We start from the raw sequence: 15,408 nt of genomic DNA, 5'->3' as shown, positions 1-15,408 counted from the left end.
GTGATCTCCTGGTGGTGAAGGGTTGGCATCGGCGGCTCAAGACTCGCAAGTCATCAGCTCGTGCCAGTACTGCCAGAAGCTCCAGTTGGTGTCGTCCTTGGTGAAGCCGCTGCCAACATGACCGGGACCCGGCCAGCCGTCAGGCTTGCCGGTCTCATACTTGGCTTGGTATTTGAGCGTGATGTTCTTGCTCATCGCCCCTTTGGAGACGATGGTCTGGTGCGGCCAGGTGTCCGAGTCGTCCTGCTCCACCATGCCGGAGGTGCCCAGGAACTGGCAGGAAATGCGCAGCATCGCGGCCTTCTGCTCGGGCGGCGTATCCTTTTCTGCCAGGATCCAGTTCATGAACATGAACTTGTCCGGCCCCATGGGCACATAGGTGTGCAGGGCCATCGCGCCCGTCACCTTGCCATCGGCCGTAGGCAGGTAGATGAACTCGAACAGTCCGTTGGGAAAGAAGTTGCCCACTTGCGGCGGGTTGGAGCTCATGATCTCGATCTGCTCAGGCGAGAGGCGGCTCACCACATCGGGGATCATCTCGGCCGTCAAGCCCGGGGGGGGCAGGACAGTGAGCTTTTCCTGGGGCGAAAGCTCGGCTGGATCCCTGCCCGTGATCCGGTGAACCTTGCGGCCCAGATCGATACAACGCATGGTGTGGCCATGGTCAGTCCAGACTTCAACGCCATACATTTCCGGTGTCAGGTCCGCCCCACCCCCTTCGGCATTGGGCTTCTTCGCATAGGGGCCGATCTCACCCAGCCAGCGGTGCAGGGTCAGCGTGTGATAGCCATCGCATGCCCCCTGCTCGGCAGCTGTCTTCCAATTGGCCTTGATGATGAAGCGCTGCGGCGGCCCCAAAACCTCCATGCCACTGGTGGTACGGCACCACATGGTGTCGTAGTAAAACTTTGCGTCTCCCAGGAACTCGTCGAAGGAAGGGCCGTCAAGGTTCCAGGTGGCGAAAATCATGCCGCCGTAGACCGCCACGCGGGCCTTGGTGAGCGAGAGTTGCTCTTTGCTCATCATCTTCCCGTGCATGCACTCCTTGTCGACGGGGGCGCCGATGAAGTCCCCATTGGGCTTGAAGGCCCAGCCGTGGTAGATGCACATGTGGGCCTGGGTGTTGCCCACGTCCAGCGTGGAGACCTTCATGCCCCGGTGGGTGCAGACGTTGAGCACCACGTGCACCTGGCCCTCGCGGTCACGCGTGACGAGGACCGAATCCGAACCCATATCCCGCTGGACGAAATCTCCCGAGTTGGGTATTTCCGTTTCATGGGCCAGGAAGACCCAGGTCTTGGCGAAGATCTTTTCCATCTCGAGCTGGTACAGCTCGGCATCGGACAAGACCCGCATCTTCACTTCACGGGTGTCCAGATTGATGAGGTCCGAGATTCTGGTTCCGTCGGACAACACCGGATTGCTACGCGTCAACATTTCATCGTCTCCTTGGGACCGGCACGATTGCCGGCATGGAGACAATTTAGGACAGTTTTTCTATTTGTGTTCAACTTCTAGAGGTTTACCCGAAGCCGAAACGCCTGCCCTGTTGATCTATCGCAAATTACCAGGGGGGACTGGCCATGAAAGGCGCCTTCAAGAAGTCTCCGTTCCCGCCGGATGCAAGGCAACGCCAATCGCCAGCATGATCAAGAGCACCGCGGCCCCGTCTTGCCAATGCAGCGCCTCGTTCAGCCACAGCGCGCCCGACAGCAGCCCGAGCACGGGGATCAGGGAAATGCTGACACTCGCTGCGACTGGCGGCAAGGCGCGGGCCAGGGCGAACCACGCCACGTGGCAAAACCCAAAAATCAACAGTGCGTTGTAGGCGATCGCTGCCCAGACCCCTGGCGAGGGCTGGTTCGCGGGCAGGCCATCGGTGATCCCCACATACAGCAGAACCGCGACTGTCGTGATCGCCGTCATCCAGAACCCGATCGCGAGCACAGGCACATCCATGGCGCTACGCCGCAGTTGCTGGGTTCCCAGGGCCCACACCGCGGTTCCGGCCAGCAGGGTGAGCCCGGCCAAGGGAACCCCGCTGAGGCGCGAGAACTCATGCCACAGCAGCAACACCACGCCTGCAGTCGCGCTCCCCACGCCCACCCATTGCGGCCGGGACAGGCGCTGGCGATACAGCAACATGCCCCAGAGCGCCGAAAACACGGGCATGGTGTAGCCGATGATCGCCGCCCGCCCGGAACTCAGGCCCGGCAGGGCCCACATCAGGCACAGGTGCCAGGCCACCATGTTGGTGGTTGCCAGCAGCAGCAACTCGCCCCAGTACCGTCGTGGCACCTGCAGGGGAACCCGCAGCAGCTTCAGCCCCACCCACAGGCACGGCAGGCCCAGTACCATGGACCAGGCCCGGAATGCCATCGCGGGATAGGCGCTGACGGCTGATTTCATGATGGGCCAGTTCACCCCCCAGAACAGGGTGACGAACACGAGCAGCCAGACCTGGCGTCGGCTCAGGACAAAACCCGTCATGCCGCGACGGAGGTATCGAGTTTCAGCAGGCGGCGCGCATTCCCGCTGCGGATCTTGGCCACATCGGCGTCAGAAAGGCCCAGTCCGGCGGTCAGGTCGCCATTGTCGTAGGCGCCCCCGAAGTTGGTGCCATAGAGAACCTGGTCGGCGCCCACCACCTCCACCACGGCGCGGCGCAGCGCCGGATGGTGCACGTCCAGGTCGAACCAGAAGTTGGACAGGTAGTCCATGAACGGGCGCTTGTTGCGTGCGTCGGGCGCCATCGACTTGTTCAGCTCGGCCAGGCGCCCGAGCTGGAACACCGCCATGCCACCGGCGTGGTTGATGTAGGTTTTCAGTGTGGGGAACACGTCCAGCGCGCCGCCGCAGATCAGGTACCAGAAGAACAGGGTTTCATCGACGCAATCGCCCACGATCGAGGTGGTCTCGAAACGGTCTTCCGCATGCTTGTCGCCCCACCATACGGACTGGTTGTAACCATGCACCATCAGCGGCACATCCAGCCGCGTGACAGCCTCCCAAACGGGGAACAATTCCTCGCTGTAGGCCTGCAGGCCCTTGAAATTGGCGCCCCCCACGCAGACCCCCTTGGCCCCGAGTTGCGTGACGGCGCGCTCGATCTCGCGTGCAGCCGCGACCGGATCGGCCAGGTTGGCGTGTGCCCAGAAAGCAAAGTGCGCCGGGTCCTGGGCGCAGTAGGCGGACATCTCGTCATTGCAGATGCGCGCGTATTCGCTTCCGAAGTCGTCCGCCCAGTACATGAATGCATGCGAGGGCGTGGACACCACTATCTGGTCCACGCCGCGCTGGGCCATCAGTTCGCGGCGCGCGGCATGCGTCATCTTTGCCAGCAGGTTCGCCTCCGCCTGCTGGTCCGAGGTGGCCTTCGATTTTTGCTTGGTTCCCAGCGCGAAGTGCCCGACGGTGAACCCCTGCATCTTCATGAAAGGCCCCCAGAAATCGTGGCGGTTGAGCATTCCAGGAGTCAGCAGGTGGGCGTGGGCGTCGATCAGCATAGGTCGTCAGGGTGATGGGACGGGGAATGGCCCCCGGGACAGCCGCCCGGACTTGACATCAGCCGAGCCAGCACAGTCTAATGTTTGAACACTTATTGTCAATGTGTTTCAATTTCAGCAAGAACCTGAGAGACCCGATGCAACCCACCACATACCACCTGCTTGGCCGTACCGGTTTACGCGTCTCGCGCCTGTCCCTGGGTACCATGACCTTTGGCACCGAGAACGGTTGGGGCTGCGATCGGGAGACCGCACGCGCGATGTTCGACGCCTACCTGGCATCCGGGGGGAATTTCATCGATTCGGCTGACATCTACACGCAAGGCACCGCCGAGACTTGGCTGGGCGAATTCATGTCGGAAACGGGTATGCGCGATCGCGTCGTTCTGGCCACCAAGTACAGCTTCAATCACCAGAACCCGCAAGGCAACCCGAACGCCGCGGGCAACGGCCGCAAGAATCTGATCCGTTCCCTGGATGCCTCGCTGGCGCGGCTGAAGACGGACTATGTGGATCTCTACTACCTCCATGCATGGGATGGCATCACGCCGGCGGAGGAGGTTCTGCGCAGCATGGATCAGTTGGTGCGCGCCGGCAAGATCCGCCACTGGGCGCTCTCGGACGTGCCCGCCTGGTATGCCGCGCGCATCACCACCCTGGCGCAGTACCATGGCCTCGAAGGTCCTTGCGCGGTGCAGCTCGAGTATTCGCTGGTGCAGCGCGGCATCGAGTACGAGTTTCCCGCCATGTGCCAGGAAGTGGGCCTCGGGCTGGTGGCCTGGAGTCCTTTGGGCGGCGGCCTGCTGTCCGGCAAGTACCAGCCCAATGTGGAGGCACCAGCACAGCAGGCTGGGCGCATCAAGGCCACCGCCGCGGTGGCGACACCCGCGCTGAACAAGCTGACGCCGCGCAACTGGGAGATCGTCGCGGCGCTCGAATCCGTCGCCAATGAATTGGGGCAGCCCATGGCTAGGGTGGCCATCAACTGGCTGTCGGGCCGCCCGGCGCTCAGCTCGGTGATCCTGGGCGCCACCCGGCTCGAACAGCTGCAGGACAGCTTGGGCGCGCTGGACTTCGAGTTGCCTTCCGAACTCCGTACCCGGCTTGATCAGGTGAGCGCGTTGCCACCGCTGTTTCCCTACAACTTTCTGAGCGCCATTCAGCCGCGCATGCACGGGGGAGCCAGCGTGTCGCCCCACCCTCCCCACTTTGACGAACCTCCTGCGGCTCGCAGTGGCGGCTGGCGCTGAGCGACAGACCAGCGCCCCTGGAGAACCCGCCCATCCATGGCAAATGTCCGGGGAACTCGCACGAAAGAGCCTCGGAGGAACCAGTGAAAATGGCAGGCATGGCCTCCCAGCCAATCGAAACGGAGACATCCACATGATTTTCTGGACCCGGCGTCGGATGCTTGGCCTCGCGGCCAGTGCACTCCCGACATGGGCAGCTCCTGGCTACGCCCAAACCATCTGGCCCACCAAGCCTGTCTCGATCACGGTGGCATACGCCGGTGGCGGTGCCATCGACGGGCTGATTCGCTACTGCACCGAGCAGATCCAAAAGCGCCATCCCGAGATCGTGTTCGTCATCGAGTACAAGCCTGGCGCAGGCGGCAACATTGCGGCGGACGCTGTCGCCCGCATGAAAGGCGATGGGCATCAGTTCCTGATGACAGGGTCCTCGACCCAGGCGGCCAACGTCAGCTTGTACAAAACCCTCCCATTCGATCCGGAAAAGGATTTCGCGCCGATCGCCTCCATGGCCACCGTGCCTTACATCCTGGTGGTCAACCCCGCGCGCGTGCCGGTCAGCACGTTTCAGGAGTTCGTCGCCTTCGTCAAATCCAGGCCGGGCCAGTTGAGCTACGCCAGTTCGGCGATCACCGGAAGGCTCGCTGGCGAGATTCTCAAGCAGCGCATGGGATTGCAGGCGACCTTCGTGCCGTACAAGACCTTGGCCCAGGTGGTTTCCGACATCATCGGCGGCCATCTTGACTACGCCTTTGGCGACCCTCAGGGCTACCTGCCACATGTGCACTCCGGCCGCCTGCGTGCAATTGCCGTGACGACGCGCGCGCGCATCGCCGCCGCCAGCGACATTCCTACCCTCGCGGAGTCGGGCGTCGCTGATTTCGACGTCTCCGCGTGGCTGGCTCTCTACGGGAAGGCCGGGATGCCAGCCTTCGCAATCCAGCGCTTCAACCAGTTGATCAACGAGGTGCTGGAAGCGCCCGAGGGCCAAGCATTCCTTACCAGCATCGGGCTGCAGCCACTGCTTGGCAAGCCCGACCAGCTTGCCGCCCTGCAAAAGCGCGATACGCTGGCCTGGGCACAGGCCATCCGGGCGGCAGGCATCACGATCGAATAGTCCATGCCTGAAATCAGGTCCCCGGCCAACGCCAACCCTATGTCGGCGGTCGATCCCGCTTACCTTTGCGAGGGTGCGTTGGGCTTCTGGCAAATTGCCGAGCGGCAGCCCAGCCGCATCGCGATCACGGAATCCAATGGCGGCTGCAGCACGTTCGGCGAGCTGCGCGACCGCGTCGATCGCCTGTCCCATGCGCTGCGCGGCTGCGGTGCGAAGACCGGCGACGCCGTCGCGGTCTTGTTGCCGAACTCCAGCGACTGGCTGGCGAGCGCGCTCGCCATCTCGCAAATAGGCGCCTACCTGGTGCCTTTGAATTGGCACCTGACGGCCGAAGAATTGGCCTACCTGTTGTCCAACAGCATGAGCCGCGTGCTGATTGCCGATCATCGCTTTGCCTCCACGGCCAGCCAGGCGGCCCGACAGGCGGCACTCCCCGAGCAAGGGCGCCTGGCGGTTGCGGGAGACATACCGGGTTTTCGCGATCTGCAATCCTTGCTGGACGCGCAGCCCGATGCCCCTCTTGGCGACCGGCTGGCAGGCAGCACCATGTTCTATTCCTCCGGCACCACGGGACGCCCCAAGGGAATTCGGCGGCCGCTGACAGGATTGCCCCCCGAAGGGGCATTGGCGCGCACCCTTCCGCTCTATTCGGGCATGTTCGGCCTGCGCGCGGGCAATGGGGCGCACCTGGTCTGCACGCCGCTCTACCACGCGGCTCCCGGCTCCCGCGCCATCCAGATGCTGCATCTCGGGCATCGGCTCGTGCTGCTGGAAAAATGGGACAGCGAACGCGTGCTCGCCCTGATCGAAAGCGAACGCATCGACAGCGTGCAGCTGGTGCCGATCCTGTTCCACCGCCTGCTGCAACTTCCGCAGGCTATCCGGCAGCGCTACGACCTTTCGAGCCTCAGAACCGTCATTCACGCGGCTGCCCCATGCCCGCCGGAGACCAAGCGCCGGATGATCGAGTGGCTTGGCCCTGTTCTGCACGAGTACTACGCGTGCAGCGAGGGAGGGGGCACCTATGTCGGCAGCGACGACTGGCTGCGGCGCCCCGGGACAGTGGGCCGCAGGTATCCGTTCAGCAAGCTCGCCATCCTGGATGAGGGCGGAGCCGAGCTTCCTGCCGGCGAGCCCGGGTTGATCTACATGAATGATGGCTTCGATTTCGAGTATTTCAACGATCCACAGAAGACCCTTTCCGTCAAGCGCGGTGACCTGTTCACCGCGGGAGACTATGGATACCTCGATGAGGAAGGCTGGCTCTACCTCTGCGACCGCCGCTCCGATCTCATTCTTTCCGGCGGCGTCAACATCTACCCTGCCGAGATCGAGGCCGTTCTGATGCAGCATCCTGCGGTATCCGACGCAGTCGTCGTGGGACTGCCGGATTCCGAATGGGGCCAGAGTGTCTGCGCATTGGTCCAACCCCGCGAGCCGGCCCCATCGCACGCGCTGGAGGCGTTGCGTGCCGAGCTGATGACGTACTGCGGGCAGCACCTGGCTTCCTTCAAGCGGCCCAGGCACCTCCTCCTCGCGCACGTCCCGCGCACCGATGCCGGCAAAGTCGGCCGCGCTGCAGTCCGGCAAGCGCTGCTGGCGGGAGAACTGCCTCCGCTGGCAGGTGCCGCTCCTGCCTGACCACCGGCTCAGCGCACCATCAGCGTCCCGCCATCGACGGCAAAGATCTGGCCGGTCATGAAACGCGCGCCGGGAGATGCCAGGAAGGCGAGCACCGGCACCAGATCCTGCGCCATGTCGCCCAGCTTGCCGCCCAGCGGGATCACCCTGGCCATCAGCGCATCGTGCGCGCTCAGTTGCTCCGGGCTCATTTCGGAACGGGTCTGGTCATACATGGGCGTCCAGATGGCCGGGGCGATCGCATTCACGCGGATGTTGTAGGGCCCCCATTCCTGGGCCACGGTGCGGGTCCAGGCCAGGACAGCCCCTTTGGCGGCCGAATAGGCAGACTTGTTGGGGAGCCCCAGCGCGCCGGCTGCGGAAGCGAAGTTGATGATGCTGCCGCCCTGCTCCCTCATATGGGGAAACACCGCCCGGTTCATCAGGAAGGTACCCGTGGCATTGACAGCAAAGACCTTTTCCCACAACGCCAGACTGGTCCCCTGCGCCGGCGAAGACGGCGCGATGCCCGCGGCATGGATCAGCACATCCAGGCCGCCCAGGCGGGTGCAGGCGGCATCGACCGCGCGCGCAACCGAGCCCTCGTCGGCCACATCGACCTCCATGAAGCCCCGTGCTCCCGCCGCCTTGGCAACGGCTTCGCCGCGTTCGCGGTTCAGGTCCATGGACACGACCAGCGCCCCCATGCCCGTCAGCGAGCGCACAAGGCCCTCGCCCATGCCACTGGCCCCTCCGGTGATGAGGATGCGGCGGCCGGCCAATTCTGAAACGGACATGGTGGTGCTCCTCTAGCGCTGCACTTTGATGGTGGAGGACTCGATGTCCCAGGTGGCAGGCGTCACCCCTTCATCGCGCAGCTGGTACTTCAGAACCCGCCCCTGCGGATTGACCGGCAGTTCGACCCGGAACTCGATGTAACGGGGCACGGCGTAATAAGGCACCCGATCCACCATCCAGCGGCACAGGGCCTCTTCGGTGAGTTGGGCACCCGCCACCCGCTTGGCGGTGACCTTCAGGTCGTCCTCGCCCAGATTCGACCGCACGGCATGAACCGCGACCTGCTCGATGTCGGGATGCTGCAGGACCGCCGATTCCATCTCGAAGCTGGAGATGTTCTCCCCCCGCCGGCGCAGATAGTCCTTCTTGCGGTCCACGAAGTAGAAGAACCCGGCCTCGTCGAACTTGCCAATGTCTCCCGTGTGGAACCACATGTTCCCCATCACCTTCTGCGTGTCCTCGGCCCGGCGCCAGTAGCCCTTGAACATGATGTCGGGATGCAGGGGCCGGCACACAACCTCGCCGGCCTGCCCGGGCGGCAGCGGATTGTCCTGGTCGTCGAAGATACGCACGTCGAACTCGGGAGCGCACCGTCCCGACGAGCCTGGAGGAACCGGCTCGCCGGCTGGCACCGACGTGATCAGCGCCTCCGTCAGGCCGTAGGCGTTGGAGCCGATGTGGCGCGCGCCGAAGCGGGTGCGCCACATCGCCTTGATGTCTTCCGTGAACGGATTGCCCTTGACCGTGTGGATCTGGCCGAAGCAGCGCCTCATCGCGTCATTGTCCGGTGCCTGGGCCAGCAGCGTACCCAGGGCGCCCAGGATGGACACCACGGTGGCCCCGGATGCCTCCACGGCAGGCCAGAAGCCGCTGACCGAGAACCGTGGAGCGATCGAGATCGTTCCACCCACCAGCAGCGTGGACACCACGCCGGTCGCGATCGCGTTCATGTGGAACAGCGGCAACGGGGTCCACAGCACATCGTTCGGGCCGAACGGCGCAGCCCGCAGGAGCAGGCGCGCCACATGGCACATCTGGTTGCCGCTGATCATGCAGCCCTTGGAAGGCCCTGTTGTCCCGGACGTGTAGATCAGGGCGTTGAGCGCGGCCGGATCGGGCAGCTCGGCCAGGGGCGTGGTGTCGTGCCCCCGGTGATCGTCAAGGCTTTCGATGGCAAAACCAACGTCTGGACACCCATTTTCCACAACCCCGCGCACCAACAGGCGCCTAATGCCTTGAAGGTGCCCGGCCACCTCGAACAGGCGCGGAGCGTAGGCCGCATCGCACACCACGATCTCGGCCCCCGAGTCGGCCACCTGGTGGCGCAGGAACTCGCCCTTGAGCGCCGTGTTCAACGGAACGCTCACGGCGGACAGCTTGTTGAGCGCGATCCAGAGAACCACGGCGTCGAGGTGGTTGTCGAACAGCGAAGTGACGGTGGCGCCGGCCTTCACCCCCAATGCCTGCAGCGCATGGGCCATGCGGTTGCTGAGAGCGTCGAACTCGGCGTAGGTGGTTTTCTCGCCACTGAAATCGAACAGGATTTTGTCCGGATGCGCGAGAACCGCGCGGGCCAAGGCCGCCACGGGAGTGTCGCGCAGTCCTGGCGTCCAGCCAGGTGCGCTATCAATGTCTTTGCTCATTCGATGTGCCCTGCCGCGACCGGCGGCAGATTTTTTGCGTTGTGTGAAGGCGCCGATCGGAAGCATGCTGCATGCCACCGCGGCGACGGAACCAGGGCGCCCGCCCGTGGGTGGAGGACGCCCATCAAGGCTGCGTGATGCGCGTACGCAGCAGGCCGATGCCCTCCACCTCTAGTTCCACGACATCGTCAGGCTTGAGGTAGCGCATCTGCTCCAGGCCACAGCCATTGCCCACCGTTCCCGACCCGATGAACTCACCGGGATGCAGGGTTTCGGAGCGCGAGACATGCGCGATCACATCCTCGAACTTCCAATACATGTCGCGCGAATTGCCGCGCCCCCATTCCTCGCCATTGACACGGGCGACCATGTTCAGGTTGTAGGGATCGGGGAGCTCATCGGCAGTGACCAGGCAGGGCCCCATCACGTTGCTGGTATCGAAGTCTTTGCCCTTGGCCGGCCCCAGCATGCCGCCCATTTCCACGGCCTGGGCATCACGCGCGCTGATGTCATTGAAGATCGTGTAGCCAAAGATGTACTCGCGCGCCTTCTCTTTGGGCACGTCCTTGGCCCGCGCGCCTAGGTAGAAGCCGAACTCGAGCTCAAAATCGAGCGCCTTGCTGTAGCCGGGCCACACGACATCGTCGTCCACGCCGATGGTCGCAAAACGGTTGCATTTGTAGTAGATGGGCTGGCGCAGGAAGGTCTCGATCGCGCGCTCGTCTGAGCGGGTGTTCATGGCCTTCAGTGTGGCCTCCGGATCCGGTGTGCGCGCCGCGCGTGCCCGCCGTGCTGCCGCATAGCTCTGGCGCAGATGCAGCTCGAAGCAAGAGGCATCGCGCATTTGCGGTGGCGGTTGGATGGGCGCCAGGATTCTGACCGCGCTGCGCTCCCGGACGGCCGCACGGGGCGCACGCGCGATCAGGTCGCGCGCAAGCTCGGAGGCAGCGGGCCCCGCTTCGATCAGCGCGAGGATGCTCGCCAGTGCGTCCGCGCTGCCGCCATGCACGGTCTGCGCCGCCTGCCGCAAGTCAAGCACCGCTTGGTCGCCCTCGATGAATGCGCCTGCGCGGGCGGCTTCGCCTGCAGCCTGAAATGTCACCAGTCTCATATTGATCGTTTCTCTTGTGGGGGGATTGAAAACCAGGGGCAAAGCGCCTCTAGCGGGAACGAAGACTCAGTTGGCCGGCGGCAGAGGCGGCGCGTCAGCGGGCTCCAGCCGGCGGCGAAGCACCACCGGCGCTCCACCATGGCTGCGCTTGACCAGCCATTGGGCAAGCGAAGCATCCATGTAATCAGCGTGTCCTGGGAACCAATTCGCGAGCGCATGGGCGAGATCGCGGGCTATCTGCCCTGGACCGCCATTGCGCAGAATCTCCTGCACCTCGTGCACGGAACGCAGAACCGCCGTATGTTCGTCCACATGGCACTGTGCGGCAGGAAACCCGGTGGAGTCCATCCAGCGCCGCTCCTGCTCGAAATGCTCGACGGCATGTGCTTCGAAAGCGGCAAGGCACGCCGCAAGATCGACATCTTTCGCTGTTTGAAGGGCCGCAACGCACGCGACAAATTCGCGATGGGTGCCATCCATGTCACCGTGCCCAAGCAAGTAGCGATCGGACCAAGCCATGGCATTGCCGCCGCCCTCTCCAACGGCCCCGGGTGACGAGTGCTCCTGGGACAAGCGCATGTCTTCCATGATCACACCCGACCGGCCACCGGAATGCACGCGCCTGTGACGGCGCTGGCATCGTCCGACAACAGAAACGCGATGACGGCGGCCAGCGAGCGCGGCGATACCCAGCGCGCGGTGTCGGCATCGGGCATATCGGCCCGGTTGGCAGGCGTGTCCAGAATGCTGGGGCACACAGCGTTCACACGCACGCCACGATCCTTGACCTCCTCGGCAAGCGCTTCGGTTAGCCGCGCGACGCCAGCCTTGGACGCCGCATAAGCCCCCATTCCCATTCCGGCCTTCTGTGCAGCCAGCGCTCCCACGTTGACGATGCCTGAGCCATCGGCCGCCAACAGCCGTGGCAGAGCCTCCCGGCACGCCACCACGGTACTGCGCAGATTCATCGCATAGAGCGCATCCCACGACTCCAGGGTTCCGCTCTCCAGCGTTTCCCATCGGAACCCCCCGGCGGCGTTCACCAGGCCATCGAAGCCCTGGAGCCGCTCGCTTGCCTGCTGGAATGCGGACCGTGTGGCATCCGGGTCGGTCAGGTCAATGCCGCCGATCACCGCCGTGATCCCAGGCACATCCTGGGCCGCAACACGATCGAGCAGGACAACGCGGGCTCCCTGCTCGACCAGCACGGCCCCCACGGCACGGCCCAGCACGCCCAGGCCGCCGGTCACAACGATATGGCGGTTCGCCAAAGAATGTTCACTCATAGATGCAGATGGTTGGTAGAAACCATTAGTTATACACATTGACGCAATTTGTTCAGATATTAAACTCTCTCAACCCGCCTGCGTCAATTCGTAGCGGCCCTGATTCAACACACTGCCAGCCCGACATACCCCGCGTTCATGCCACGAAAACTGCCCCAGATCACCAGCGACTCATCGGCCTTTTGGCAGGGAGGGGAATCGGGCCGACTGATGATCCATCGCTGCAGCACCTGCCGGCGGTTCTTTCATCCACCCGCTCCGATCTGCCCATCCTGTGGTTCGCTGGATGTGGCGCCCCAGGCCACGAGCGGCCGCGGCCGCATCGCCACCTACACCATCAACCACCAGGCGTGGAAGCCCGAGCTGGCCGCACCCTACGTCGTGGCCATCGTCGAGCTCGACGATCAGCCCGGCCTGCGCCTGCTCAGCAACGTAGTGGAATTAGCGCCCGATCAGGTGCGAATCGGCATGCCGGTGCATGTCACTTTCGAGCAGCACGAAGACGTCTGGCTCCCTCTGTTCAAGAAAGCCGAATGATGTTCGACCATCTGTACGAAAAAAACGTGGCGATCGCCGGCGTAGGCCAATCCGAAGTGGCCCGCCCATCCGACAAGTCCGCTATGCGCCTGACCCTGGACGCATGCCTGGAGGCCATTGCCGATGCGGGGCTCACGCGAAAGGACATCGATGGCGTGGCTTGCTGGCCAGGCGACAACAACAATGGCAACAGCTTTTCCCCGGTGGGCCCCAATGCGCTGATCGGCACGATGGGGCTCCACGTCAACTGGTATGGCGGCGGCTACGAAGGGCCGGGGCCACTGGCCGGCGTGATCAACGGCGCGATGGCCATCGCCGCGGGCCTGTGCCGCCATGTGCTGGTGTTCCGCACGATCACCGAAGCGAGCGCGCGGCGGCTCGACAAGAATGCCAACGCCTTGAGCAACAAGACCGCCGGGCGCGACAGCAGCTTTTTCTGGCAGTGGTACACCCCCTATGAAGTGCACTCGGCCATCAACCTGATGGCCATGTACGCGCAGCGGCACTTCCACGAATACGGGACCACCCCCGAGCAGTTGGCGCAAATCGCCCTGACCTGCCGTGCCAACGCCGAGCTCAATCCCAAGGCTGTGTACCGCACGCCCATGACCATGGACGACTACTTGGCCTCCCGCATGATCTCGACGCCCCTGCGCATGTTCGATTGCGACGTGCACTGCGACGGGGCGACGGCCATCGTGCTCTCGCGCATGGATGCGGCGCGCCATGGACCGAATCCCCCCATCCGCCTGGAGGCCATCGGTTCGGCCCTGCACCAGCCCTGGTCCTGGGATCAGGTTTCCCTGACCGGCGGGGCCAGCATCGACGCGGCACGCATGATGTGGCAGCGAACCGATCTCAAGCCGGCTGATGTCCGCAGTGCCCAGTTGTACGACGGCTTTTCCATCCTGACCCTGCTCTGGCTGGAGGCCTTGGGCCTGTGCCCGGTGGGCGAAAGCGGCCGCTTCGTCGAAGGCGGCACGCGGATCGCCCGCGACGGCGCCCTGCCGGTGAACACCAACGGCGGCCAGCTCTCGGGGGGAAGAACCCACGGCCTTGGGTATTTGCACGAGGCTTGCACCCAACTCTGGGAGCGCGCCGGACAGCGCCAGATCGCGCCGCACCAGGTAGCGGTCGCGGCGGCCGGCGGAGGCCCGCTGGCCGGCTCGCTTCTGCTCGTGCGCGAGTGAACCGGCCCTGGCCCTACCTGCCCTTCCCTTCCCCATTGCCGGCACCCTATGACACAACCTCTCCCCACCTCTTCACATACCGCGCATGGCCTGGGCATCGATCTGACTGAGTTCAAGAGCGCGTGGCGCATCGTGATTCTGGCCACGCTGGGACTGGCGATCAACTCCAACTCATCCATGCTGTATGCCTACGGCGCGATGATGGTTCCGCTGCAGCAGACATTTGACTGGGCCCGCGCGGATCTTCAGTCCGCAGTGAGCTTCATGTTTCTGGGATCGGTGGTCGCATCCCAGATCGTGGGCTGGCTCAATCTGCGCTTTGGCATGAAGCGCGTCACGGTGATCTCGCTGTGCATGCTTTCCCTGGCCTTCATCGCCATGACGCGCTTGGGGCCTTCGATCGTGACGCTCTACCTGGGCTTTTTCCTGATGTCCATGGCCAGCATGGGCACTATGCACGTCACCTGGACCCATCTGGTGAACCTGTGGTTCGAGCGCAACCGCGGCCTGGCTCTCGCGCTGGTTCTTTCCGGCACCGGTCTGGCCGCCATGCTCATTCCCTCGGCGGTGAGCGCCGTGATCTCGCAATGGAACTGGCAGGCGGCCTTCTGGCTTCTGGCGGCCCTGCCAATAGTGCTGGTGCTGCCCCTGGTGCTGGCCTGGATGAAAGAGCCTGCCCGCGCCCCGGTCCGCAAGCACAGCGAGTCAGCATCGTCAGCAGATGCCATGGTCACGGGTGCCTCGCTGCGCGAAGGCGTGCGCAATCCTCGCTTCTGGCTTCTGAACATCGCCTTGTCCATGGTCGTGGCCTGCGTGGTGACGCTGGTCACGAATGGTGTCCCCCTGTTGCGCGACAAAGGCCTGGAGGCAGGGGATGCAGCGCGCATCTTCGGCAGCTTTGGCTTGTCGCTGATATTGGGGCGGGTCGTCGTGGGCTACCTGGTGGACCGCCTCTGGGCGCCTGGCGTGGCCGCCGTCGCCCTGGGGCTGCCGGCCCTGGGGTGCCTGCTCCTGGGTATCAGCGGCGCGAACGATACCGGCTGGCTCGTGCTGGGTGTCATGCTGGTGGGCATCGGCGCGGGTGCCGAGTTCGACCTGGCGGCCTTTCTCGTCTCGCGGTATTTCGGCATGCGTGACTACGGCCGCCTGTTCGGCATCCACCTCGGGCTGATCACGCTGGCTTCCACGCTGGCCCCGTGGCTCTTCGGGCAACTCTACCGGGGCACCGGCTCGTACCAGGCGACGCTGTGGGTCTGCGGGCCCATGTTTCTCTTTGGTGGCCTCGCGTTGCTCTCGTTGGGCCGTTATCCGATCTTCGAGCGCAAGACCGCCCCTGACCAAACTCTTTGA

The 15,408-nt window shown here is 64.1% G+C and carries 14 protein-coding genes; 6 read left to right on the top strand and 8 right to left on the bottom strand.

The annotated features are described in order from the left end of the window. Positions 1-36: 36 nt before the first annotated feature. The 3 genes from PQV96_RS06940 to PQV96_RS06930 all read right to left on the bottom strand — a co-directional run bounded on the left by PQV96_RS06940 (position 37) and on the right by PQV96_RS06930 (position 3,506). A complete protein-coding gene (locus PQV96_RS06940) occupies positions 37-1,437 on the bottom strand; it encodes an aromatic ring-hydroxylating dioxygenase subunit alpha (protein ID WP_273624882.1) in 1,401 nt (466 codons plus the stop codon). A 159-nt stretch (positions 1,438-1,596) separates the two neighbouring features. Continuing rightward, positions 1,597-2,490, bottom strand: coding sequence for a DMT family transporter (locus PQV96_RS06935; RefSeq protein ID WP_060987183.1), 894 nt, complete (start codon positions 2,488-2,490; stop codon positions 1,597-1,599). Next, positions 2,487-3,506, bottom strand: coding sequence for an amidohydrolase family protein (locus tag PQV96_RS06930; protein WP_060987184.1), 1,020 nt, complete (start codon positions 3,504-3,506; stop codon positions 2,487-2,489). The genes PQV96_RS06935 and PQV96_RS06930 overlap by 4 nt, the downstream gene beginning before the upstream one ends. A 137-nt stretch (positions 3,507-3,643) precedes the next feature. On the opposite strand from PQV96_RS06930, the gene PQV96_RS06925 reads away from it, so the two are divergent. The 3 genes from PQV96_RS06925 (at position 3,644) to PQV96_RS06915 (ending at position 7,514) form a co-directional block, all read left to right on the top strand. Then, positions 3,644-4,756 (top strand): aldo/keto reductase, encoded by a 1,113-nt coding sequence (locus PQV96_RS06925; RefSeq protein ID WP_060987200.1) that lies wholly within the window; start codon positions 3,644-3,646, stop codon positions 4,754-4,756. A 133-nt stretch (positions 4,757-4,889) separates the two neighbouring features. Continuing rightward, positions 4,890-5,873 (top strand): Bug family tripartite tricarboxylate transporter substrate binding protein, encoded by a 984-nt coding sequence (locus PQV96_RS06920; RefSeq protein WP_273624881.1) that lies wholly within the window; start codon positions 4,890-4,892, stop codon positions 5,871-5,873. 39 nt (positions 5,874-5,912) lie between these two features. Continuing rightward, positions 5,913-7,514 carry an AMP-binding protein gene (locus PQV96_RS06915; protein ID WP_273624880.1) on the top strand — a complete coding sequence of 534 codons (1,602 nt, stop codon included), beginning with the start codon at positions 5,913-5,915 and terminating at the stop codon, positions 7,512-7,514. A gap of 8 nt (positions 7,515-7,522) precedes the next feature. Here PQV96_RS06915 and PQV96_RS06910 read toward each other — a convergent pair whose 3' ends face one another. The 5 genes from PQV96_RS06910 to PQV96_RS06890 form a co-directional block, all read right to left on the bottom strand. Beyond that, positions 7,523-8,290 (bottom strand): SDR family NAD(P)-dependent oxidoreductase, encoded by a 768-nt coding sequence (locus PQV96_RS06910; RefSeq protein WP_063460671.1) that lies wholly within the window; start codon positions 8,288-8,290, stop codon positions 7,523-7,525. 12 nt (positions 8,291-8,302) lie between these two features. Then, the gene (locus PQV96_RS06905; RefSeq protein ID WP_273624879.1) at positions 8,303-9,934 is read right to left on the bottom strand and encodes an AMP-binding protein; all 1,632 of its coding nucleotides are present in this window, start codon (positions 9,932-9,934) and stop codon (positions 8,303-8,305) included. A 124-nt stretch (positions 9,935-10,058) separates the two neighbouring features. Continuing rightward, on the bottom strand, positions 10,059-11,045 hold the full coding sequence (locus tag PQV96_RS06900; RefSeq protein ID WP_063460672.1) for a fumarylacetoacetate hydrolase family protein: 987 nt from the start codon (positions 11,043-11,045) through the stop codon (positions 10,059-10,061). Positions 11,046-11,111: 66 nt separating this feature from the next. Further along, positions 11,112-11,525, bottom strand: coding sequence for a bacteriohemerythrin (locus tag PQV96_RS06895; protein WP_273625233.1), 414 nt, complete (start codon positions 11,523-11,525; stop codon positions 11,112-11,114). Between the two features lie 110 nt (positions 11,526-11,635). Further along, a complete protein-coding gene (locus PQV96_RS06890) occupies positions 11,636-12,331 on the bottom strand; it encodes an SDR family oxidoreductase (RefSeq protein WP_060987190.1) in 696 nt (231 codons plus the stop codon). Between the two features lie 138 nt (positions 12,332-12,469). Between PQV96_RS06890 and PQV96_RS06885 the strand changes: the two genes are divergently transcribed. The 3 genes from PQV96_RS06885 to PQV96_RS06875 are packed head-to-tail and all read left to right on the top strand — an operon-like array spanning position 12,470 to position 15,408. Then, positions 12,470-12,868 carry a Zn-ribbon domain-containing OB-fold protein gene (locus PQV96_RS06885; protein ID WP_063460673.1) on the top strand — a complete coding sequence of 133 codons (399 nt, stop codon included), beginning with the start codon at positions 12,470-12,472 and terminating at the stop codon, positions 12,866-12,868. Next, positions 12,865-14,058: a thiolase family protein gene (locus PQV96_RS06880; RefSeq protein ID WP_273624878.1), complete on the top strand. Its 1,194-nt coding sequence runs from the start codon at positions 12,865-12,867 to the stop codon at positions 14,056-14,058. Before PQV96_RS06885 ends, PQV96_RS06880 begins: the two co-directional genes overlap by 4 nt. Before the next feature lie 48 nt (positions 14,059-14,106). Continuing rightward, on the top strand, positions 14,107-15,408 hold the full coding sequence (locus PQV96_RS06875; RefSeq protein ID WP_063460674.1) for an MFS transporter: 1,302 nt from the start codon (positions 14,107-14,109) through the stop codon (positions 15,406-15,408).

It is taken from the genome of Acidovorax temperans (assembly GCF_028596105.1).
Taxonomy (GTDB): domain Bacteria; phylum Pseudomonadota; class Gammaproteobacteria; order Burkholderiales; family Burkholderiaceae_C; genus Acidovorax; species Acidovorax temperans.
The sequence above is the reverse complement of the archived record's forward strand: the minus strand, read 5'-3'. Positions and strand labels throughout refer to the sequence as shown.